Source organism: Paraburkholderia sp. Cpub6, from assembly GCF_014201065.1.
GTDB lineage: Bacteria > Pseudomonadota > Gammaproteobacteria > Burkholderiales > Burkholderiaceae > Paraburkholderia > Paraburkholderia tuberum.
Genome location: NZ_JACHDM010000004.1, coordinates 150,993 through 171,371, shown reverse-complemented (window position 1 = coordinate 171,371; position 20,379 = coordinate 150,993). Strand labels below are relative to the sequence as shown.

The 20,379-nt window shown below is 61.9% G+C and carries 19 protein-coding genes; 10 read left to right on the top strand and 9 right to left on the bottom strand.

Features of this window, described 5'->3' with window-relative positions; genetic code table 11:
* Positions 1 to 174: 174 nt before the first annotated feature.
* Together HDG33_RS09700 and HDG33_RS09695 are read right to left on the bottom strand one after the other, a co-directional pair.
* Positions 175 to 1,119 carry an SMP-30/gluconolactonase/LRE family protein gene (locus HDG33_RS09700; RefSeq protein ID WP_018423605.1) on the bottom strand — a complete coding sequence of 315 codons (945 nt, stop codon included), beginning with the start codon at positions 1,117 to 1,119 and terminating at the stop codon, positions 175 to 177.
* Positions 1,116 to 2,096, bottom strand: a complete 981-nt coding sequence (locus HDG33_RS09695) for a dihydrodipicolinate synthase family protein (protein ID WP_184024801.1) — start codon at positions 2,094 to 2,096, stop codon at positions 1,116 to 1,118. Before HDG33_RS09695 ends, HDG33_RS09700 begins: the two co-directional genes overlap by 4 nt.
* A 576-nt stretch (positions 2,097 to 2,672) precedes the next feature.
* Between HDG33_RS09695 and HDG33_RS09690 the strand changes: the two genes are divergently transcribed.
* Positions 2,673 to 3,377, top strand: a complete 705-nt coding sequence (locus HDG33_RS09690; RefSeq protein ID WP_184024798.1) for a LuxR family transcriptional regulator — start codon at positions 2,673 to 2,675, stop codon at positions 3,375 to 3,377.
* Here the strand turns inward: HDG33_RS09690 and HDG33_RS09685 are convergent.
* A complete protein-coding gene (locus HDG33_RS09685; RefSeq protein ID WP_013092374.1) occupies positions 3,361 to 3,678 on the bottom strand; it encodes a hypothetical protein in 318 nt (105 codons plus the stop codon). The two genes, HDG33_RS09690 and HDG33_RS09685, sit on opposite strands and share 17 nt — an antisense overlap.
* Positions 3,679 to 3,834: 156 nt before the next feature.
* Here HDG33_RS09685 and HDG33_RS09680 point away from each other — a divergent pair, with 156 nt between their 5' ends.
* A complete protein-coding gene (locus HDG33_RS09680; RefSeq protein ID WP_184024795.1) occupies positions 3,835 to 4,428 on the top strand; it encodes an acyl-homoserine-lactone synthase in 594 nt (197 codons plus the stop codon).
* 55 nt (positions 4,429 to 4,483) lie between these two features.
* On the opposite strand, the gene HDG33_RS09675 is transcribed toward HDG33_RS09680, so the two are convergent.
* A complete protein-coding gene (locus HDG33_RS09675) occupies positions 4,484 to 5,173 on the bottom strand; it encodes a FadR/GntR family transcriptional regulator (protein ID WP_184024792.1) in 690 nt (229 codons plus the stop codon).
* A 281-nt stretch (positions 5,174 to 5,454) separates the two neighbouring features.
* Here HDG33_RS09675 and HDG33_RS09670 point away from each other — a divergent pair, with 281 nt between their 5' ends.
* The 3 genes from HDG33_RS09670 (at position 5,455) to HDG33_RS09660 (ending at position 8,344) form a co-directional block, all read left to right on the top strand.
* Entirely contained in the window at positions 5,455 to 5,922 is a 468-nt protein-coding gene (locus tag HDG33_RS09670) for a universal stress protein (RefSeq protein ID WP_090807329.1), read from the top strand.
* Between the two features lie 229 nt (positions 5,923 to 6,151).
* Positions 6,152 to 6,919 carry a helix-turn-helix domain-containing protein gene (locus HDG33_RS09665; protein WP_184024790.1) on the top strand — a complete coding sequence of 256 codons (768 nt, stop codon included), beginning with the start codon at positions 6,152 to 6,154 and terminating at the stop codon, positions 6,917 to 6,919.
* A 111-nt stretch (positions 6,920 to 7,030) separates the two neighbouring features.
* Positions 7,031 to 8,344 (top strand): SUMF1/EgtB/PvdO family nonheme iron enzyme, encoded by a 1,314-nt coding sequence (locus tag HDG33_RS09660; RefSeq protein WP_184024787.1) that lies wholly within the window; start codon positions 7,031 to 7,033, stop codon positions 8,342 to 8,344.
* 92 nt (positions 8,345 to 8,436) lie between these two features.
* On the opposite strand, the gene HDG33_RS09655 is transcribed toward HDG33_RS09660, so the two are convergent.
* The 4 genes from HDG33_RS09655 to HDG33_RS09640 form a co-directional block, all read right to left on the bottom strand.
* A complete protein-coding gene (locus tag HDG33_RS09655; RefSeq protein WP_184024784.1) occupies positions 8,437 to 10,578 on the bottom strand; it encodes a xanthine dehydrogenase family protein molybdopterin-binding subunit in 2,142 nt (713 codons plus the stop codon).
* Entirely contained in the window at positions 10,575 to 11,585 is a 1,011-nt protein-coding gene (locus tag HDG33_RS09650) for a xanthine dehydrogenase family protein subunit M (protein ID WP_184025623.1), read from the bottom strand. Before HDG33_RS09650 ends, HDG33_RS09655 begins: the two co-directional genes overlap by 4 nt.
* Complete coding sequence (locus tag HDG33_RS09645) at positions 11,582 to 12,124, bottom strand: (2Fe-2S)-binding protein (protein WP_221311363.1); 543 nt, start codon at positions 12,122 to 12,124, stop codon at positions 11,582 to 11,584. Before HDG33_RS09645 ends, HDG33_RS09650 begins: the two co-directional genes overlap by 4 nt.
* 782 nt (positions 12,125 to 12,906) lie before the next feature.
* Positions 12,907 to 13,926 carry an IS110 family transposase gene (locus tag HDG33_RS09640; protein WP_184024781.1) on the bottom strand — a complete coding sequence of 340 codons (1,020 nt, stop codon included), beginning with the start codon at positions 13,924 to 13,926 and terminating at the stop codon, positions 12,907 to 12,909.
* A gap of 199 nt (positions 13,927 to 14,125) precedes the next feature.
* Here HDG33_RS09640 and HDG33_RS38220 point away from each other — a divergent pair, with 199 nt between their 5' ends.
* The 5 genes from HDG33_RS38220 to HDG33_RS09620 all read left to right on the top strand — a co-directional run bounded on the left by HDG33_RS38220 (position 14,126) and on the right by HDG33_RS09620 (position 18,249).
* Positions 14,126 to 14,650 (top strand): VOC family protein, encoded by a 525-nt coding sequence (locus HDG33_RS38220; protein WP_409258990.1) that lies wholly within the window; start codon positions 14,126 to 14,128, stop codon positions 14,648 to 14,650.
* 181 nt (positions 14,651 to 14,831) lie between these two features.
* Positions 14,832 to 15,281, top strand: a complete 450-nt coding sequence (locus HDG33_RS09635; protein ID WP_184024778.1) for an N-acetyltransferase — start codon at positions 14,832 to 14,834, stop codon at positions 15,279 to 15,281.
* A 120-nt stretch (positions 15,282 to 15,401) separates the two neighbouring features.
* Positions 15,402 to 15,887 carry a GNAT family N-acetyltransferase gene (locus HDG33_RS09630; protein ID WP_184024775.1) on the top strand — a complete coding sequence of 162 codons (486 nt, stop codon included), beginning with the start codon at positions 15,402 to 15,404 and terminating at the stop codon, positions 15,885 to 15,887.
* A gap of 216 nt (positions 15,888 to 16,103) precedes the next feature.
* Positions 16,104 to 16,229: a hypothetical protein gene (locus tag HDG33_RS09625; RefSeq protein WP_260330384.1), complete on the top strand. Its 126-nt coding sequence runs from the start codon at positions 16,104 to 16,106 to the stop codon at positions 16,227 to 16,229.
* A 55-nt stretch (positions 16,230 to 16,284) separates the two neighbouring features.
* Positions 16,285 to 18,249 carry an enterotoxin gene (locus tag HDG33_RS09620; RefSeq protein ID WP_184024771.1) on the top strand — a complete coding sequence of 655 codons (1,965 nt, stop codon included), beginning with the start codon at positions 16,285 to 16,287 and terminating at the stop codon, positions 18,247 to 18,249.
* 21 nt (positions 18,250 to 18,270) lie between these two features.
* On the opposite strand, the gene HDG33_RS09615 is transcribed toward HDG33_RS09620, so the two are convergent.
* Positions 18,271 to 20,142 (bottom strand): beta-galactosidase, encoded by a 1,872-nt coding sequence (locus HDG33_RS09615; RefSeq protein ID WP_184024768.1) that lies wholly within the window; start codon positions 20,140 to 20,142, stop codon positions 18,271 to 18,273.
* Positions 20,143 to 20,379: the final 237 nt, after the last annotated feature.

The window sequence follows — 20,379 nt, the reverse complement described above, 5'->3', positions numbered from 1 at the left end:
CATAGCGAAGCGCAACAGCCGATGTCAAGCAAATAGTCGAGAGCGTGGGTCGGGCGAGAAAATGGTCGTTTTACCTGAAATCCTTGTCGTTCAATGCCCGGCACCGCGGGCTAAGGGCAAACCCGAGCCCTCGCCGCGATAGCAATACATGTTGTCTGGTTAGCGGACAACTGCTCAACCTCCGCGCACGCCCTGCGTATTGACGAACAGCGAATACAACCCGTGGCTCGCCGCCATGAACAGCCGGTTGCGATGCCGTCCGCCGAAGCAAACGTTCGCGCAACGCTCTGGCAACGCGATGTGGCCGAGCGGCTCGCCTTGCGGGCTGAACACGCGCACGCCGTCGAGCTCGTCGGTGCCCATGCCCCACCCGCACCACAAGTTGCCATGCGTGTCGACACGAAAACCGTCCGGGGTGCCTGGCCCCGCGTCGATCAGCACGCGGTTGTTCGACAGCGTCGTGCCTTTGCCATTGGCCTCGACATCGAATACGCGGATCTTGCGCGGCTCGCCGCGCGATTGGACCACGTACAACAGCGATTCGTCCGGCGAGAACGCGAGACCGTTCGGAGCGAGCACGTCGTCGATGACCATCGACACCTCGCCCGACTGGCCGTCGATCCGATACACGCACGCCTTCAGCTCGGACTGCTGCTGCTCGCCCTCGTAGAAACCTTCGATGCCGAAGGTCGGGTCGGTAAACCAGATCGAGCCGTCCGATTTGACGACCACGTCGTTCGGCGAATTGAAGCGCTTGCCCTGATAGCGATCGGCGAGCACGGTGATCGAGCCGTCGTACTCGGTGCGCGTCACACGCCGCGTCAGGTGCTCGCAACTGACGAGACGCCCTTCGCGATCGCGCGTATGGCCGTTCGCATTGTTCGACGATTGACGGAACGTGCTGACCGCGCCCGTCGTTTCGTCCCAGCGCAGGATGCGGTCGTTCGGAATGTCGCTCCACAGCAGATAGCGGCCATCGCCGAACCACACCGGCCCCTCCGACCAGCGCGTGCCCTGATACAAGCATTCGACCGACGCCGACGCGATGATCAACGACTTGAAGCGCGGATCGAACACACGGATGGAGGGATCGGGATAGCGTCGGCTGTGATCGGTCATGGGGTTGTCTGCGTATCGGAGCGGTTCGATTGGATGGGCGCGAACTCGCGCTCGAGAGCGAGCAGCGTGCGCGCGGTCTGCGCGATCTTCGCATGATGCTCGCGCGGTGTCGAACTGAGCAGCGGCTGCAGCGGCCCCATGTCGGCGAGGCCCGTGAACGTGATTGCATCGTGCAGCACGCGGATCAGCGAGATGTCGTTGCGCAGCGTTTCGAGCGGCATGAACGCATCGTACAGACGTTGGGCGGTGTCGTGATCGGCGCTATCGGCGCTCCGGCCGCTTTGCACCGCGCGCAGCAGCGCCATCACCATGCTCGGCGCGATACAGCCGCTTCCGGTCGTCCACGCTGCGAGCCCGAACTCTCGCAGATGCACGAGCGCCGGCCGCTCGCCCATGCCCGATACGATCTTCGCGGCCGGCACGCGTTGCAGCAGCCGGCGCAGATACGGATCGTCAGCGGGGTTGTCGCGCGGGATCGCATACTTGACCGCGCTCAGCGTCCCACGCTCGACGAGCCGCGCGAGCGTATCGACAGCGACGTAGTTTTCGCACTTGATATACAGCGTGAGCGGCATGCCGGCCGTGTCGGCGATCCGCGTGAGGCCCGTCTCGACGCCCTCGGACGTCGTGAAGCCGCCGAGCGGCAGCACCATCGCCGTGCGGTAACGCGTCTGCGCGAGGATGCGCGCCTGATCGAGCATCTTGCCGTAGTCGGGACCCAGCGCCGGAATCACCCGTGTCCCGGGACCCGCGGCCTCGGCGAGCAGGTCCAGCAGCTCGCGGTATTCGCTGACCGCGACGTGATAGAGGTTCGCATTGCCGCCATACAGCAGCGTGCGTACGCCGCCCGCTTCGATATGGCGGATAAGCGCGAGATTCTGGGCAGGGTCGAGCGTGTAGTCGGCCCGGCGCGCGAGCGGCGGCACGGCCATGACCGACGCGGCGAACTCGCCGTCGCTAAGCGGTGATTCGTTCATGATGGTTGACGCGGAAACGCGCTAGGCGGAGGTTTCACGGTAGCATCGGCATCGCAATGTTGTCAAACAACCTGCGCGTGACGATCGCCCAGCATGCCGTCGGCGGCGAATTGCGCGGGAGCCGATCACGAAATTTCCTTTTGTATAACAATGAAGCGGGCCCGTAGCCAGCGGAATCGGCGCAGGCTTTTTTTGGCAACAAGGACGCGGCGAGCAATAACCCGCTTTCCCAGATAATCGAGTAAATACGATTTAGTTTAAAGCGCGACGAAATAATGCTGTCAACGAAACATATTAAAATCTGTCGCCGGATGCCGATTAGCCGCGCCGCGCACCCGAGAAGCCCGGCCGGGTTAAAGATTTATTTCAATCAGCATAATAATAGGCGACGCCCGCGTTGCTATCACGTGGCGGCTATCGTTTACCCCGCGGAGCACCGGCGCATTGCGTTCGAGTTTTTAGTGATAGATTATGCGGACCAAAAGAGCGGACCGAAGTTTGTCTGCCAATAACCGCGAACGGGATGTTTGCGAGCCTGAGAGAGCCAAAAAATTGTCGCTACACTTTATCGAGCAGATGGCACCGCTACTGGACGCCGCCGACGAGGCGGAATGGTTCGGCGTGATTACGGGCTTTGCCGAAACGTGGGGCTTCGACAAGATTCTGGTCGCGATGCTGCCGCGGCCAACCATGCGTCTCGAGGACGCTTACCTGCGCAGCACTTACGCACCGGCATGGCGCCAGACGTACGACGAGCAAGGCATGGTGCATATCGATCCGACGGTCGCACACTGCCTGTCACGCTCATCGCCGCTGGTCTGGACGCCCGAGATTTTCGCCAGCCCGGCGCAGCAATCCCTGTATGAGGAAGCTCGCTCGTACGGCCTCGGCGCGGGCGTGACGCTGCCAATTCATGGGCCGAATCTGGAAGCCGGCATGATGTGCTTCGTCAATGACGACAAGCCGTCAGACGGGTTCAGGCGCCATGTGAACGCCGCGTTGCCGAACCTCGTGCTGTTGCGCGACCTGGTGATCGACACCAGCAAACAGCATCTGAATTCACATGCGCAGACCTTGATGCCGAAGCTCACGCCGCGCGAGCGCGAATGTCTGAAATGGACCGCACGCGGCAAATCCACGTGGGAGATATCTCACATCCTGAGTTGCTCGGAAGCGGTGGTGAACTTCCATATGAAAAACATCAGGGCGAAATTCGGCGTGAATTCGCGGCGTGCGGCAGCCGTGATCGCGGCGCAGCTTGGGCTTATTGACCCGGGTTGAGCAGCGCGGCCGCGTCGCGGCTGTACATCACACGCTCGGCGCGACCCAGATCGGCGTCCGACACGGTCTTCATGAAGTACAGACCCAGCAGGATCGACACCGGCGCCGGGATCTCCGCGCCCGACTCGAAGCGGCTGCCGCGCGATTGCGTGACGCCGAAGCGAGCCCAGAAACGGCGCTGGCTCTCTTTTTTCTTCTTCCGATAGGCAATGATCAGAACCCGATCCACTGCCGAAGAGACCTCCGAAGGACGCGCCTGGAGGTGGGTTTGCGGTTGCCAGTGATTGTCGAGGAGTTCCATTTTGGACCCTTGTAGGTTGGGGGCGGAGACGAGTCTGAATTCTGATATACCCGATAAGCATCCACACCTATCCAGGTAGGTAGGTGGCGTAAAGATTCAGAATGCATAAGTTTTCCTGCGTATCTGGCAGCCCCCCAACGCGTACAGGAGAACGTCATGCAAACCACGATCCGAATTGGACTCCGGCAGGAATTCGACAACGAACTGATCAACGAGATGTACCGCTTGCGCGCCCGTGTCTTTCACGGCCGGCTCGGCTGGGAAATTCCGACCATCGCGGGAATGGAGATAGACGGCTACGACGCGCTCGGGCCGTACTACATGCTGATTCAGGGCGAAGACGAACGGTTGCGCGGCTGTTGGCGCCTGATGCCGACCGAAGGTCCGAACATGCTGAAAGACACCTTCCCGCAGCTACTGCATGGCGCGGCCGCGCCGGTCGGGCGACATATCTGGGAACTGAGCCGCTGGGCGATCGAAACCGGCGGTGAGGAACAGTCGTTTGGTTTCACGGATATGACAATCCGCGCAATTCAGGAAGTAATGCGCTTCGCGCAGCGCATGGGCATCACGCATTACGTCACGGTGACCACCACGCCGATTGAGCGCATGCTGCGCCGTGCCGGCCTCGACATCAGCCGGCTCGGGCCGCCGCGGCAGATTGGCATCGAGCGGGCCGTCGCGCTCGACGTCGCGGTGAGCGCGAAAACGCTGACCTCGCTGTTCGGGCCGGTCGCCGTCGCTGCTTGAGCCGCGCCGAAGCGCGGCCTGACAAAAGTCGCAACGCCTTCACCCGCGCGCGGACTCAGGAACCGAACATCCGTTCCAGCGCGTTCTCGAGATGCGCGCGCATTGCGGCCCCCGCGCCCGCCGCGTCCTTGCGGCGGATTGCGTCGAGCACCGCCATGTGTTCGGCCTGCACCAGCCGCTGCCGCTCCACCGTCTTGACGAGCGACAGATTGCGCGACAGGTTCATGCTGAACAGGATCTGTTCCTCGATGAACGACATCACCGTGATGAAAAACGGATTCTTCGACGCGCGCGCGACCGCCTGATGAAACAGGAAGTCATCCTTCGCGCCGATCCCCTGCGCCTCGATGATGCGCTCGAGCTCTTCCCACGCGTGCTGGATCGCGGCGATGTCGTCGGCGTCGGCCTTCAGCGCTGCCTGCGCGGCCGCGCCCGCCTCGGTCACGATGCGAAACTCATAGCAGCGGCGGATATCGGACAGCGTTTCGAGCGGCGCGAAGCGGCGTACGTCCGGATCGGGGCGCCGCGCGACGGTCGTGCCAGAGCCGTGCCGCGTCGAGATGATGCCGTCGGCCCGCAATCGCGCGAGCGCTTCGCGCACGGTCGGTCGGGACGTGGCGAAACGCTCCGCCAGCGCGTGCTCGGTCGGCAATCGCTCGCCTTCCTTGTACTCGCCTTCGAGGATGCGGTTGAGAATGTCGCCGTAGATCTGGTCGGGTAAGCCCTTGGTTTTTCGATCGTTCATCAGCGGACTGGCCAGCTTGTCTGAATATGGCTTGATTGTAAGGCCAACCCTGTTTCGGCTTCAGCAAAGTTTTACGGGTTGTAAGCATGCCAGGCCGCTTCGCGCACGCCGCCGCGCCCGCCATTTTGTCCGCGCCGCGCCGGAATATTTGGCAAATGTTTGATTTACATCCTGGTCCGGTGCATCTTTTCCGGCGATCATCTAAGCTTCATTGGTATAAAAGATCAATAAACCTGCCGCAGCTAGCAATCTGGCAGACGCATTTTTGACTCGGAGCCGATATGTACACACGCATCCTTGTAGCGGTCGACGGCAGCAATACCTCACGCCGTGCGTTCGAAGCGGCGCTCGATCTCGCCAAATCGAATGGCGCGGTGTTGCGGCCATTTTATGTCGTCGAAAACACGCCGATGTACTTCGAGGCGCCCGGCTACGACCCGTCGATCCTGCGCAACCGCCTGATCGAGGAAGGCCAGGAACTGCGTGCCGAGTTTTCGAAAGTGATGGCCGAGCAAGGTGTGAAGGGCGACCCGGCGGTCTCCGAGGCTTCGTCGCTCGGCGATGTCGCCGAGATCGTGCTGCAGGCCGCCGCCGAATTCAACGCCGACCTGCTCGTGATGGGCACGCACGGCCGGCGTGGCTTTCAGCGGCTGATTCTCGGCAGCGTCGCTGAACGCTGCGTGCGCCAGGCCACTCTTCCGGTTCTGCTGGTACCGTCCGCCGCGGGCACCGACAAGGAACCCGCCTGACTCTTTCATCAGGCGCAGGGCGGCACGCCACGCCCTGCCTTGCCGGAATCGAGCCACGCTACCCGTCGACGGGCGACGTCGATATAGGCCGCGGCGACTCACCTTCTCACCTTCTCACCTTCGTCAGAGCACCGCCGTTGCTCGGACTGCCGACCAGCGAACGCGTCACTTTGCCGCCAGTTGCGGGTCATAGCGGGTGGGACAATTTCACCACTACCAATAATCGAACATGCTGAATCCTACTGCTGTGACCCGTTCCTCGACCCGCTCCGCCGGCAACCGCGAGGCCGTGGCGGCACGCGCAGCCGCACGTACCGCCGCGCGCTGCTCCAGCTGTTCGATGCGTGAGATCTGCATGCCGCAGGGGCTGTCGGCGGAGGAACTGCCGAAGCTCGAAACGCTGATCTGTTCGGCGCGCTCGGTGCCGCGCGGCGAAGCGCTGTATCGCAGCGGCGACCGCTTCGACAATATCTACGCGGTGCGCTCCGGCTCGATGAAGACTGTGATGGTCCACCGCGACGGCCGCGAGCAGGTCACCGGGCTGCGTCTGGCCGGCGAGCCGCTCGGGCTCGACGGCATCAGCGCGGACCTCCATGCGTGCAGCGCCGTCGCGCTGGAAGACAGCACGGTGTGCATCGTTCCATATAGCGCGCTGAAGCTGCTGTGTCGCGAAATCAGTTCGATCCAGGAGCGCATGCACAAGCTACTGGGCGCGCAGATCGTCAGCGAAGCCGCGCAGATGATGGTGCTCGGCTCGCTGTCCGCCGACGAGCGCGTCGCCGCCTTCCTGCTGGACGTGTCACAGCGCAATGCGCAGCGCGGCTACTCGTGGTCGGAATTCAATCTGCGAATGACGCGCGAGGACATGGGCAGCTACCTCGGCATGACGCTCGAAACGGTCAGCCGCACCCTGTCAAGATTTCAAAAACGCGGCCTGATCGACACGCGGGGCAAGCACATTCACATCGTCGATCTCGAAGGCTTGCGGCAGATCTAGCGGCCAGAGTGGCCTGGACGGTCGCGCTGTTAGTCTTGGCACGCCGCCTGCGAGCGGGTAGAGTTTTCAGACCCCCCCACGGCAACCGTGTTGCATGGAGACCCGGCCCCAATGAATCGCGACCCTGTCCCGCATCATCCGCTCGTGCAGCGCCTGCTCGACGCGCGTCAAGTCACCGACGACCTGTTTGCGATCGTCAAACCCGACTACCTCTATGAACGGCCGATCCGCGAGCGTCACCGCGTCGTGTTCTACATCGGCCATCTCGAAGCGTTCGATCGCAATCTGCTCGACCAGCGTCTGTTCGATCTGCCGGCTTTCGCGCCGGAACTCGACCAGTTGTTCGCCTTCGGCATCGATCCGGTAGACGGCGGCTTTCCCACCGATCAACCCGGCGATTGGCCGTCGCTCGCCGCCGTGCGCGAGTATGCGACGCGCGCGCGCCGGCAGATCGACACCGCGCTCGACGAACTCGGCAGCGCGGCGCACGACGAGGCGGCCGTGCAGCTGCTGAACGTCGCGATCGAGCATCGGTTGATGCATGCGGAAACGCTCGCGTACATGCTCCATCAGTTGCCTCTCGCGCAGAAGAACACCGCGTTGCGCGAGCCGGTGGTAACGAGCGATGAGCAGCGCGACGCGTTGTCGTCGATGGTCAGCGTGCCGGCCGGCACGGCCGTGCTCGGCATGCCGCGCGAGGCCGGCCGCTTCGGCTGGGATAATGAGTTCGGCGAAATGGGCGTGGACGTGCCCGCGTTCGAGATCGATCGATACATGGTCACGAACGGTGCGTTCCTCGAGTTCATCGAAGACGGCGGTTATCGCGAGCCGAAGTGGTGGTCGCCGAAGGACTGGGCATGGAGGGAAGCGGAGCGCATCGAGCATCCCGCTGGCTGGTCGCAACGCACGGCGCAAGACGGTCGCCCCGCATGGACGCTGCGCACGATGTTCGACGACGTGCCCTTGCCGCTCGACTGGCCCGTCTACGTGAGCCACGCCGAAGCGAGCGCCTACGCGCGCTGGGCCGGCAAAACCCTGCCGACCGAGGCGCAATGGCAACGCGCGGCGCACGGTGCGCCGCAAGCGGCATCGGGGAACTTCGATTTCCGCAGTTGGGATCCACGGCCCGTCGACGCGCATCCGGACAACGTCAGCACGTTCGGCGTGGAAGGTCAGTTCGGCAACGGCTGGGAATGGACCTCGACGCTTTTCGAAGCGCTGCCGGGCTTCGAAGCGTTTCCGTTCTATCCCGGCTATTCGGCCAACTTTTTCGATGGGCAGCACTACGTGCTGAAGGGCGGCTCGGCGCGTACCGCGCTGTGCATGCTGCGGCCGGAATTTCGCAACTGGTTTCAGCCGCATTACCAGTATGTGTATGCGGGGTTTCGGTGTGTGCGGGGTTGTGACAAGTTAAGCAAAAAATGACTCGATGATCATCTTTCGCTTAACTGAAAATATCCGCGCAAAACTGCGGCGCCGTCCGTCCTGAGCACTCAACTCACGACCGAGCCGCATTGCTATCCCGCAGCGGCGTGCTGACTCGAAAGGCCTGCCAGTATCTTGCCCGGCAAAATGGGCAGGTCGCGCACACGCAAGCCAATGGCGTCGTAGACGGCTGCGGCCACTGCGGCATCCACGCCGGTCGCGCCGAGTTCTCCGATGCCGCGGGTACCGATCGCACTTGCATGCGGATCATACTCACTGACGAAGTGGATCTTGATATCGAGCGGAATGTCCGCATTCACCGGGACCGACACGTTCGACAGATTCTTCGCGAGCCAGCCACCGGTATTGGGCTCCTGCACGCTTTCTTCCATCGTCGCCTTGCCCCAACCCCAGATGATCGCGCCCGTCATCTGGCTTCGCGCCGTTTTCGGATTGATAATCCGGCCCGCGGAATAGGCACCCACCGCCCGGCGCAAGCGCACGAGGCCAAGCTCGGGATCGACGCCTACTTCGACAAAGATCGCACCCCACGTCCGCATCGCGTATGGCGTACCGTCGCCGTCCGCGCTGAAGCTGGCGCCACCCGGAAGCGTGAACGCACCGTCCGCGACCATCTCCGGTAGATTAGCCCGCCGCAGGCTCGCGCGAACGTCTTTCCCGCCGAGCGCATCGAGCTTCGCGTTGATTTCCCGACAAGCCAGTGCGATCGCGCTTCCCGTGCTGCCCGTGGCGCTCGATCCATAGACGGGACTCGCCGGGTGAAGGTTGGTATCGCCCCACACAATCGACACGTTCTCGATCGGCAAGCCCAGCTCTTCGGCCGCGATCTGGCAAAAGACCGTCTGCGTGCCGGTGCCGATATCGTGCGTGTTCGCCTCGATCAGCGCCGTGCCGTCGGACCTCAGGCGCACGCGCGCCCCACCGGGAAAGCGGAAATTGCCCATCGAGCTCGTCGCCATCCCATGTCCGATGCGCCACGCTCCGTCTCGTCGTGGCGTCTCGCCGCGCGTGCGCCAGCCATAAAGCCGCGCGCCTTCCTCATACGCCTCGCGAAGCTTTTTTGACGACCAGGGCTTGTTCGTATGCGGATCGACCTCGGCGTAGTTCGCCAGTCGTAGATCGAGCGGATCGATCTTCAGCGCCACGGCGAGTTCGTCCATCGCGCTTTCGAGCGCCCATAGCCCCGGACCTTCCACCGGCGCGCGCATTGGCGTGGGCACGTTGATGTTGCGCCGCTCCAGCCACTGCTTGGTGCGAATGGCGGTCGACGCATAAAGCGTCTTGCTTGCTTCGCTTGCGGGCTCCAGATGCGTGTCCGCAATCGCGCTCGAATTGACGACTTCGTGATCGATGGCGCTGAGCCGGCCGTCCGCCGTTGCCGCAAGCTTGATGTCCTGTTTCACCCACGGCTGATAGCCGACGCAGACGAACTGATCGTGACGCCGCAGATGAAGCTTCACGGGCCGCCCCGCGACGCGTGCCGCGGCGGCGGCAAGAATCTGGTGCGGCCACACATATCCCTTCGAGCCGAACCCGCCGCCCGTGTGCGGTGCGATCACGTGAATGTCGTCCGGCCTCATGCCGAGTGCCGCGGCTACGACAAGCGGCACATTCTCGCTCGCCTGAACCGCATCCCACAGCGTGAGCTTGCCGTGCTCGAATCGCGCAACGGTGCCCGATGTCTCCATCGCATTGTGGTGACGCGCGGCTTGAATATACGTCGCCGCCACGCTTGCGTGTGCGGTTCCGAAAATCGCATCGACGTCGCCCATCTCCAGATCGTCGCCGAGCATGCGTGGCTCGGGCGGCGGCTCGCGCGTCGCGGCGCCGGGAAGGACGGGGTCGTCGCGCTCGCAACGGACAAGCACGGCATCGCGGCCGGCTTCCGCCGCCTCGATGGATTCCGCAAGCACGATTGCGACCGGCTCGCCTTCGTACCGAATCGCGTCGTTTTGCAACGGCAGTGCGAGCACCGCCGCCGGCGGCTGAACCGCACCGAATCGCGGCATATCGTGCGCGGTAAGCACCCGCACCACACCCGGTAAGGTAAGTGCCGCGGTGGCATCCACGTCGATCAGCCGGCCCGACGCGACGGGCGCGCCGACCAACACCGCATGAAGCGTGCCGGGCGGCGTATTGTCAGCCGCGAATTTCGCCTGTCCCGTGACCTTCGCCTGGCCTTCCACGCGGGAGACCGCCGTGCCGATGCTCATGATCGCCCTGCTGCCGTCAGTAACGCACGCACCGCGGCATTGCGCGCCATCGTCACCTTGTAGCCATTGTGAGCGAGCGGCCGGGCGTCGCTCATTGCCGCGTCGACAATCGGCGTGACCACTTCCCTGGTCGGCGCCTGCCCGGCCAGCGACACCTCCGCGGCTGGAAGGCGCCACGGACGTTGCGCCACCGAGCCAAGTGCAATGCGCGCCGACACAATGCGATCCCGATCGAGCTCCACGGATGCGGCTGCCGAGACCAGCGCATATTCGTAGCTGGCGCGCTCGCGGACTTTTACGTAGGCCGATCGTGCGTCCGCGCGGATGGGTATGTGAAAGGAGACGATCACTTCGTCGGCAGCCAGTCTCGTCTCGAGCCGGGCGGCATCGCCGCCCATGCCGGCTGCTTCCTGCTGCGTCAGGTGGAACTCCGTCATCTTGATCATTCGACCGCCGTTCGGCCCGATGACCTCAGCTGTCGCATCCAGACAAGCCAGTGCCACAGCCGGATCGGACGGTTGAACCGCGACGCATGCATCGGTCCAGCCAAAAATTGCATGCCGTTCGTTGATGCCATTGCGCGCGGGGCAGCCCGACCCGGGATTGCGCTTGTTGCAGCCCCATGGCAACGGCGCTTCCGAACGAAAATAAGCGCATCGCGTCTTTTGCATCACATTGCCGCCGAGCGTCGCGCGGTTGCGCACCTGCGCCGAGGCGGCGAGCAGACAGGCTTGAGCCAGCGCGCTCGCGTGGGCGCCGACGAGCGCGTCTTCACCGAGCACGTTCAGGTCCGTCAGCGCGCCGATCACCAGATTGTCACGCTCGCGCACAATACGAACGAGACCTGTGAGTCCACCGACATCGATGACGCGATCGGGCGCTGCGATGCCGAGCCGCATCCAGTTGAGCAGCTCCGTACCGCCCGCGATGATCGCCACGTTGCCCGCCGCCAACGACGCGACTACCTGTTGCGCGGTTGCGCCACGCGCGTATTCGAAGTTTTTCATCGTTCGTGCCCGGCCGCGCCGGCGGCATCGAGCACGGCCGCCGCGATCTGCGGATAGCAAGAGCAGCGGCACAGATTGCCGCTCATCCATTCGCGAACGCTCGCCTCATCGGTCGCGTGCCCTTCAGCGATGCAGGCGACCGCCGAGACGATTTGCCCGGGCGTGCAATAGCCGCACTGAAAGGCATCGTGCTCGATAAATGCCTGCTGTACCGGATGCAGCGTCCCGTCGGCGGCGGCCAGACCTTCGACAGTCGTGACCTCGCAGCCGTCACATTGCACGACGAGCGTCAGACAGCTGTTCATCCGCTTGCCGTCGACCAGCACGGTGCAGGTGCCGCATGCGCCTTCATTACAGCCCTTCTTGGCGCCGCTGAGACCCGAGTCTTCGCGCAACCAGTCCAGCAGCGTGACGCGCGGGTTCACCGTAGCGGCCCGCGGCTGGCCGTTCACACGCATCGCCACCGTGATGCTGCTTGACCAAGGCAGCCCGGCGTCTCCATTTGGAGCTAATTGCTCCCCGAAAGTAGCGTCGTCCATTCCCAATTCCTTGCCGGTTTCAACAATCACTCTGCTTGTATATAGACCATATGGAGTTGATATCAAGGGACGATATCCTTCCTGCTTCCGCACCGTCTCCCAAAGTATCGATCCGGCTCGAACTGCAACGGCGAGCTGCTCGCATGCACTCGCTCGACACTTGCAAGCGGGCCAGGATTAGGTGAGCCGATTTCGACCTGATGCTGATTGAGGCCCCAGGTCCCAGGCCCCAGGCCCCAGCGAAATGCAGTCGATGTAGGTGATGGCGGTCCGCACGATCCAGATAAAAAGTGTCGGCGCAGTATCCTCAAAAAAACAGCATTCGACCAATGCGGGCACCGAATTTAACGATCCTTCTCCGTCGAGAACTGGCCGGTTTGCAACGACCTGTGCCTGACGTCGGTTGGCTGCACGCGCTAAAGGTTATTCGACGTCTGCCCTCATTCACATGGCGGTGAGTGTGCTTCGGCGCGCGTGGGCAGGCGTCGAATAACCCTATATGAACGTCCCCCAGATTGCACCGGCTTTTTGCGTTCGTTCTGACTGACAGGAGGGTTGCAGCTCTATATCCGAGCCTTTTGTGCAGCCTGACCGGCCGCTGGCCCCTATGAATTCCGCTGACTCGCTCCTCATTCTTAACGCGAGCTCGAAGCTCTTGGTTATTCCCAGGTTTCGCGGGTCCCGGTCCGACCTGTGTCGTCATCACTTACGTTTGCCAGCGCAACTTTGACGTTTCACTTGCTTATAAAATTGACTCCCCACGTGAGGGCAAGGCCTGGCAATCAAGCAGGCTTGACGCTGATGTGCGCACGTTCATATGGGCGATCATGCGCCAGCATCGCCCAGATCGTTCGCGCCATCTTGTTCGCTAGCGCGACCGCCACAACATTCGAGGGACTGCGGAGGCTGATTTGCCGGAGCCAATTACCTGGCTCCTTCGTGTGATGCAGCACACTGCGCGCCCCGTGGATCAGCAGAGTGCGCAAATACGGATCCCCTCGCTTACTTATTCCCAACAGTTGGACTTTTCCGCCAGTGCCCGTTTGCGCGGGTACGAGCCCGAGCCATGCCGCGAACTCCCGCCCTGATCTGAACGACTTTGCATCTCCCATTGTCGCGACCGCCGCGATTGCTGTCAGCAGACCAACGCCGGGAATCTCTGCAATCGCCTTGCAGGCATTGTTCTCTTTCATCCAGTTCAGCAAACGGCGTTCGATGTCGGCGATCTGTCGGTCCAGGTTCTCGAGATCGTTCCACTGATCGCGCAGGGATTCGACCAGCATCGCCGGCAGCCGGTCGGCAAGCCTGGCCAACACATGTGGAACCGCTTTGTCCAGCGCGGCGCGGCTCTTGCCCATCACTTCACCGTATTCGGTCAACAAGCCGCGCAGGCTGTTGATCTGCATCGTGCGAGACTTGAGTTTCTGGCGCCGAATCCGATGCAGCGCCAGTACTGCCTGCTGCGCTTCGGTCTTTACGGCGACGCGCTTGCTGGGCATCTGGATGGCCATCCAGATGGCACGTGCGTCCGCCGCGTCATTCTTGTTTCCGATATTGAAAGCCTTGGCGAACTTAGCCGGCACCAACTTCACCTGGTGTCCCATTTCAATCAGCCGCCGAGCCCAATGCTGTGAGCCGCCGCATGCCTCCATCCCGATCAAACACGGTGCGCGGTTCGCGAAGTGTTCGAGGAATGCGGCCCGTTTGATCGACCTGTTGATGACTTCACCGGTTTCTGATTCGACCCAGTGCATCTGCATCACATTCTTCGCGATATCTACTCCGACCGTTGTATAGCTCATCTCGGATCCTCCGGTTTGCCGCGGGAAGGTGTCATCTTCTCCCGGTTGGGTATCTCTGGCACCGTCGGCCTGCGCGGATTCGCTACCTGTGTCATCCCACTGGCGGGTGGGGGACGTTCATTCCATTCTTGACGGCAGTATGCGTTCGTCTACCTCGCCGGGAAGCTGCCATTGAAGGCTCCAACGTCAGCTCGGGAGTATGTTTGTCGAACTGGTGCTCTCGGCCACTAGCAGTCACTGGCGAGAGCACCACAGATTGTCGACGATTTTCGTCCGACGTATCCTAAACGTTTGGATGTACAGCCCCCTCCAACAACGGACAGCGCTCAATTCGATGCAAGCACATCTCAGAATAGCTAGGCCGGTTAGCGATCTTTCCCGAGCAGAAAGCATGTATTGCAAAGCGCTTGACCTGATGGTGCTCGCGAGATTCGAGGATCATCAGGGGTTCGATGGAGTGATGCTCGGACGACCCGGCATGGATTATCACTTCGAGTTCACGCGCTGTCGGGAACACCCGATAGCGCCTACGCCGACCAACGAGGATTTGACGGTGTTTTACGCTCCGGATCAAACGGAGTGGCGGTCAACATGTGAGCGTCTCATCCAGAACGGATTCGCTCACGTGGCCTCGTTCAATCCCTATTGGGACGTATCAGGGCGAACATACGAAGATCCCGACGGCTACCGGATCGTTCTACAGAGGGCTGGATGGCCAGCCTGACGCCGGGTGAGAAGGAGATCACCGTTTGCTTGAATTCCTATTGGTCGCTTAACCGGATTAAGTGCAATACATCCCGAACAATAATGATGGCGCCCTCGGCGCGACGCCTCCTATGGGCCCCAGAATCCAATTCGCATGCTGGAGTGAACTCACTTCCGCACAAAGACACGGAGTCTCAAATTTGGAGATATCCGAACGTCAGATGGAATACGCCGGGCCGACTCACCGGGCCGTCACGGCGTGCTCCTTAGATAAATCTGGCGATGTGCTAGGCGCGGCCATCTTGCGCGCGGACGTCGTGACAGGGTTCCTGTTGTTGAAGCGTGGCACGGCCGCTCCAGCTTGGGCGCTTACGGGATCGGCGGTTATCTCGGCGCTACGCGTCGATTTGCGCTTTCAAGGGCTTGGTATAGGGACAGCTGCGTTGCGACTTCTTCCCGAATGGATGTCGAGATACTGGCCTGAAACGAGCTGCATCATGCTCTCGGTCGACGAAGAAAACGAGCCCGGCCTGCGCTCATATTCGAAAGCCGGTTGGTCGGACCTTGGGCTGCGCGACAAAGGACGGATCGGATGGGTTCGTTATATGAAACGTGACCTCCAGGTAGTGATGCCGCGCGAGCCAAGATAGCCGCGAGGCGAGATCCGGGTTCGACTAGAAGCGATCAGCCAGTGAGTCGACATGAACTGGCGATATTTTTTATCCGAAATACTCTTGCAGCGTGCCTTTCCATCATCCTGATTTCTCCCTATGTCCCCTTCTGTTGATGAACTTCTCGCGCTTGATGTCCTTACATTACGTGAGCACACTGAGCGAGCTGGCGACGCCTTCGACGTATACGAGCACCGGGCGAAACTGTGCGAGTCCTTAGAGATTAATGAAGTGTGCTCCGTGCGACGGGACGGCAAACTCGTGGCTTATGCAATGCTTCGACCGGAAGCAGAAGCGTGCTGGTTCGTTGGCGCTTTTGGTACGCATCCCTTGCATCGAACGTACACGGTGGTAAATGAATTGTTCGGGGAAATCGCGACTCTGGCGACCGAACGAGGGATCGGCGAGCTACGAAGCCATGTCTATAGGACCAACCGTTTGTCTATCGCTTTCCATCGCAAGCTTGGATTTCGGGTGACACGTGAGAACGACAAGGGCTTCGAATTCTTCATCACGCTGGATGAACTAGCCACGAGGCCAGCGGTGCGGCGTACCATTGCCCGGGCGACATCCCGCTTGGAGTAACGCGCGAAGCCAGCTGTGTGCTCAATCGTAACGAGGGGCGGGCATCTCCCGAGTACCCGACCAATTGCCTCTAAGTTCCGGTCACAAAGAGCGCACGTTACCACCTTCATGAGGGTCCGCTTCCGGCAAACCTGACTGGCCGTTCCGGGGTCGTAAGTACGCGTTGGCGGATTTGAAAGTCGCCGCTCCGGAGCCGCCTCGGGCGAGCGCTACGGTGTGCCCGGCAACGAAGCGGTGCTCAACGCGTTCTTGCGCTACCACCATACGCAGGGGCTTTCCGAACGGCTAACGACTATCGACGAACTGTTCGCGCCCTCCACCACGGCGCAGTTCGTTATCTGACGCCATTCGCGGGGGCGGCGAAAATCTCTTCCTCTGGCCCGAGACAGGTTTCTCCATGCGCGCCAACCATGCTTCGCCTACGCAAACTGGCATGCCCGTGCTCCAGACGACGGGCCATATCTCCTCGTTCGGCAACGACGCGATTGCATTGCGCTGGACGAACGAGGACGAACGTCTCGCCGGTTTCTCGCTGATCGATTGCGAGCGCAAACGCACGTTGCGCATCGTCGCGCCGCTCACGCTCACGCTCGCTGACGGAACCACCATGGGCCTGGCCGAGCTGAGGGTCGTTGCGCCCGTGAGCGACGCTGCGCTCGAACCCAACCCGCATGCGTCCCGCTTGAGCGAACGAATCGCAGGGCGACGCGCGAGCGTCTCCCTGGTAGATACACATGGACGCCTAAAGGCGCAATGGAGCGTGGAGCAGCGCGAAGGGTCACGATATCTGCGCGTCCGGCTGGCGATTACGGCGCTTCTTCAGGGCGAAGAGATCGCTGCCGTCTCATTGCTGAAGACGCGCGCTCCAGGCGCCAGGGCCAGTAGTGAGCGCAAGGGCACGCCGGTCATTGCGGGCAACTTCTATCTGGGCTTCGAGCACCCGCTGGCGACAAGTCAGGTGAAGGGCGACAGCCTCAGCTTCATGCTGCATCGCGCGTTGCCGCTGGAGAAAAACAGGACGCTGGTCTACTCCGCTGTGGCAGGTGTAGCCAGCGACGGCCAGGTTCGGCGCGACTTCGGCATCTATCTGGAGCGGGAACGGGCTCGCCCGTATCGCCCGTTTCTACACTACAACAGTTGGGGCGACATCGGCTACCTCACGCCGTACACGCAGGAGCAGGCGCTCGAGCGCATCGCAACAATCGGCCACGAGTTGCACACAGCGCGCGGGGTGCAGATCGATTCGCTTCTGTTCGACGATGGCTGGGACGACCTTGGCGGCGGCTGGCAATTCAGCAAGGCATTTCCACATGGCTTCGCTCCGCTGCGCGACGCTGCCGCGCGATTCGGCGCCGCTCCCGGCATATGGCTTTCCCCGTGGGGCGGCTACGGTATGCCGAAACAGGAACGCGTGACGCGAGGACGTGCCGCTGGTTATGAGGTCATCGACAACGGTCTCGCATTATCGGGGCCGACGTATTACCGGCGCTTTCATGAAGTCGTGATGGACTTGCTCGACAAGGGCGGCGTCAACCATTTCAAGTTCGACGGCACAGGCAATGCCGACAGGGTGTTCCCCGGCAGCCTGTTCGACAGCGATTGGGACGCGGCGATTCAACTGATCGAGGACATCCGCGCGGCCAAGCCCGAAATTTTCATCAATCTCACGACAGGTACGCATCCGTCGCCGTTCTGGCTGCGCCACGTCGACTCCATCTGGCGCGGCGGCAGCGACGATGGCCTGGCGGGCAGCGGCACGAACCGCGAGCGCTGGATCACATACCGCGACACGCAGACGTATCACAACGTCGTGGAGCGCAGTCCGCTCTTTCCACTCAATTCGCTGATGCTGCACGGCATCCTCTACGCGCAGTGCAATCCACGCCTCAATGCGTCGGCGGGCGACGCATTCTCCAACGAAGTGTGGTCGTACTTCGGGACCGGCACGCAATTGCAGGAGCTCTACATTACGCCGGCGCTGCTGGGCGAGCACGACTGGGATGTGCTTGCGCGCGCCGCCCAATGGGCGCGCGAAAACGGCGACATACTTCGCGACAGTCATTGGATCGGCGGAGCGCCGGACGAACAGGCGGCCTATGGTTGGGCAGCGTGGGCGCCGCACAAGGCGATCGTGACGCTGCGCAATCCTCACAGTCGCACGCAACGCTTCACACTCGACCTGCGACGCCAACTGGAACTGCCGGATAACGCGGCGGCTCGATTCGAATCGCGCAGCGTTGGGCGTGCGGGGGATTCCGGTATTCCTGCTCAACTGGACGCTGATCTGTCGCAAGCAGTGCAACTGGCGCCGTTCGAAGTGCTCACGCTCGAACTGCTGCCGGTTGCCGCCGCGAAGCGGTGAAGGGGGGACGAGGTGTAGGCGCTAGTACAACCTGTCGGCCAGTTGAATCGGCTTTGCCTCGATCTGATGGAGGTCGAAGACCAGCACCTCGTTGTTACCTTGCACGAGCCACGGCGCGGGACAATACAGGCGCCTTTGCGGGCCGATGTTCCAGTAGCGTCCGAGATTGTGGCCATTGACCCAGACGATACCCTTGGTCCAGTTGCTCATGTCGAGCCAGGTGTCGCCGACTTCAGTCAGCAGCACGCTCGCCTTATAAAAGAGACCGGGTTTTCGTGGGTTCGTGCAGTCTTCGTTGAGGTTGGCGATAAACGTTTCATCCATCGGCAGCAGGTAGATGTCCCATTCCTCGAGCAACGCGAGCGAGCCGTCGACGTGTTTCATCGTGACCGGCTCGAGCAGACCTTTACGGTCAACGATCGCGGGTCCGAAGTTGACGCGCCCCATGGCCTCGACGAGTATCTCCAGCGCTACCTGGCCGTCCGGGCTCGACCCGTGGTTGTGCCGCGCCGAAGGCAGGGCAAGCGGCGCGCGATGCATCATGTGGAGCGACTGCGCGTACTTCTGCGGCAGTTGCGCTCTCGATACGCCGCCCGCGTACCGTTCACCAAGGAAAACCGTTGCGTAGTCGTGAACGGCGCTGATATCCAGCACACCGCGCGCGTGCTCCGGCAAAGACTTGCGATACAGCACGAAGCCAAACGCCTGACCGTAGCGTTCAAACGGCTGCGGCTCGACGCCATGCTCGCGTGGCAGTGCCGCGGGCAGGTTGTCCCAGATCGAGGCGCAGAGCGTTGGCATCAAGGCCTCAGCGCCTGCGCAGTCAAGCGTGGCGATGACGTCGGGTATGGCTGGCAAGGGTTCGGGCAGATAGCTGGCGATCAGGTCTCGATACTTGATGTACTTCGGCGTCGCCATGCCTTGCTCGCTGATCGGCGCGCAGTAGTCGTAGCTCGTGATGTCGGGCTGATAGTTCCCTGAACCGTCCACGTTCGCGCCGGCAAAAAAGCCAAAGCTCGTGCCGCCGTGAATGACATACAGGTTGAACGACAGTCGCGCCTGCATGAACGTGGCCAAGGTACTGGAGAGGTCGTAGTCCACGCCCGCGAACCCCGCTTCGCCCCAATGCGTGAGCCACCCTGGGTACACCTCGCCAGCCATCGCGGGCACCGAGGGGAATTCGCGGCGCACGGTTGCGATCTGCGCTGCGTCGCCGTTGCTCAGCGCGATCGCGCCGCCCGTTACCGTGGTGCGATTGCGTTCGAGTTGCGGCAGACCGTCTTCGGTGTAGAACGGCCCGGTTATGCCTCCTGCTAGCCAAAGCTGCCTGAGCTCTTCGAGGTAAGCCGGATTGCTCGCATACGAACCGAATTCGTTCTCGATCTGGATCATCAGGATCGGTCCGCCGTGCTCGCTCATCAATGGCTTGATACGTGGAACCAGTTCGTCGATATAGCGAGCCACCGCCGCCATGTAGCGAGGATCGGTGGCCGAGTCGGTCCGCAACTGGATGTCCGGATTGCGCAACAGCCAGGAAGGGAGACCGCCCAGATCCCACTCCGCGCACACGTAAGGTCCGGGGCGCAACAGCACCCACATCTGCTCGGCGTGGCATAGGCGGATGAAGGCCTCGATATCGCGATTCCCGCTGCGGAAGTCGAACACGCCTCTATGCGTCTCGTGGTAATTCCACATGATGTACAACGCGATGCAGTTCATCCCCATCGCCCTTGCCATGCGGATCCGGTGTCGCCAGTACTCGCGCGGGATGCGGGCTGGATGCATCTCGCCGCTGCGAATCTGGAACGGCAGGCCGTCGAGCAGGAAATGTTCGCCGTCGGGGCTAAAGGAGAAGGTATGGCTGCGTTCGAGGTTCACGATGGGCGTTGTCAAGTTGACGAATGCTGGCTACCTGTAAATCGGCTGCACCTGCGAGAACGGTAGAACGCAGTTCCTTAACGATCAACAGCTTGCGAACTTTTTCGGTCCGCGGCGGCGCCATGCCTCGCACGGACCAAAGGTGTCGTTCGCTGGACCGGCCGACCAACGTCAGCTGAGGAACGGCGGATTCAACCGGTGGATGCGATCGCTCGATGGAATCGTTCAGTTGGCGTGCGTATTGCCGGTGCG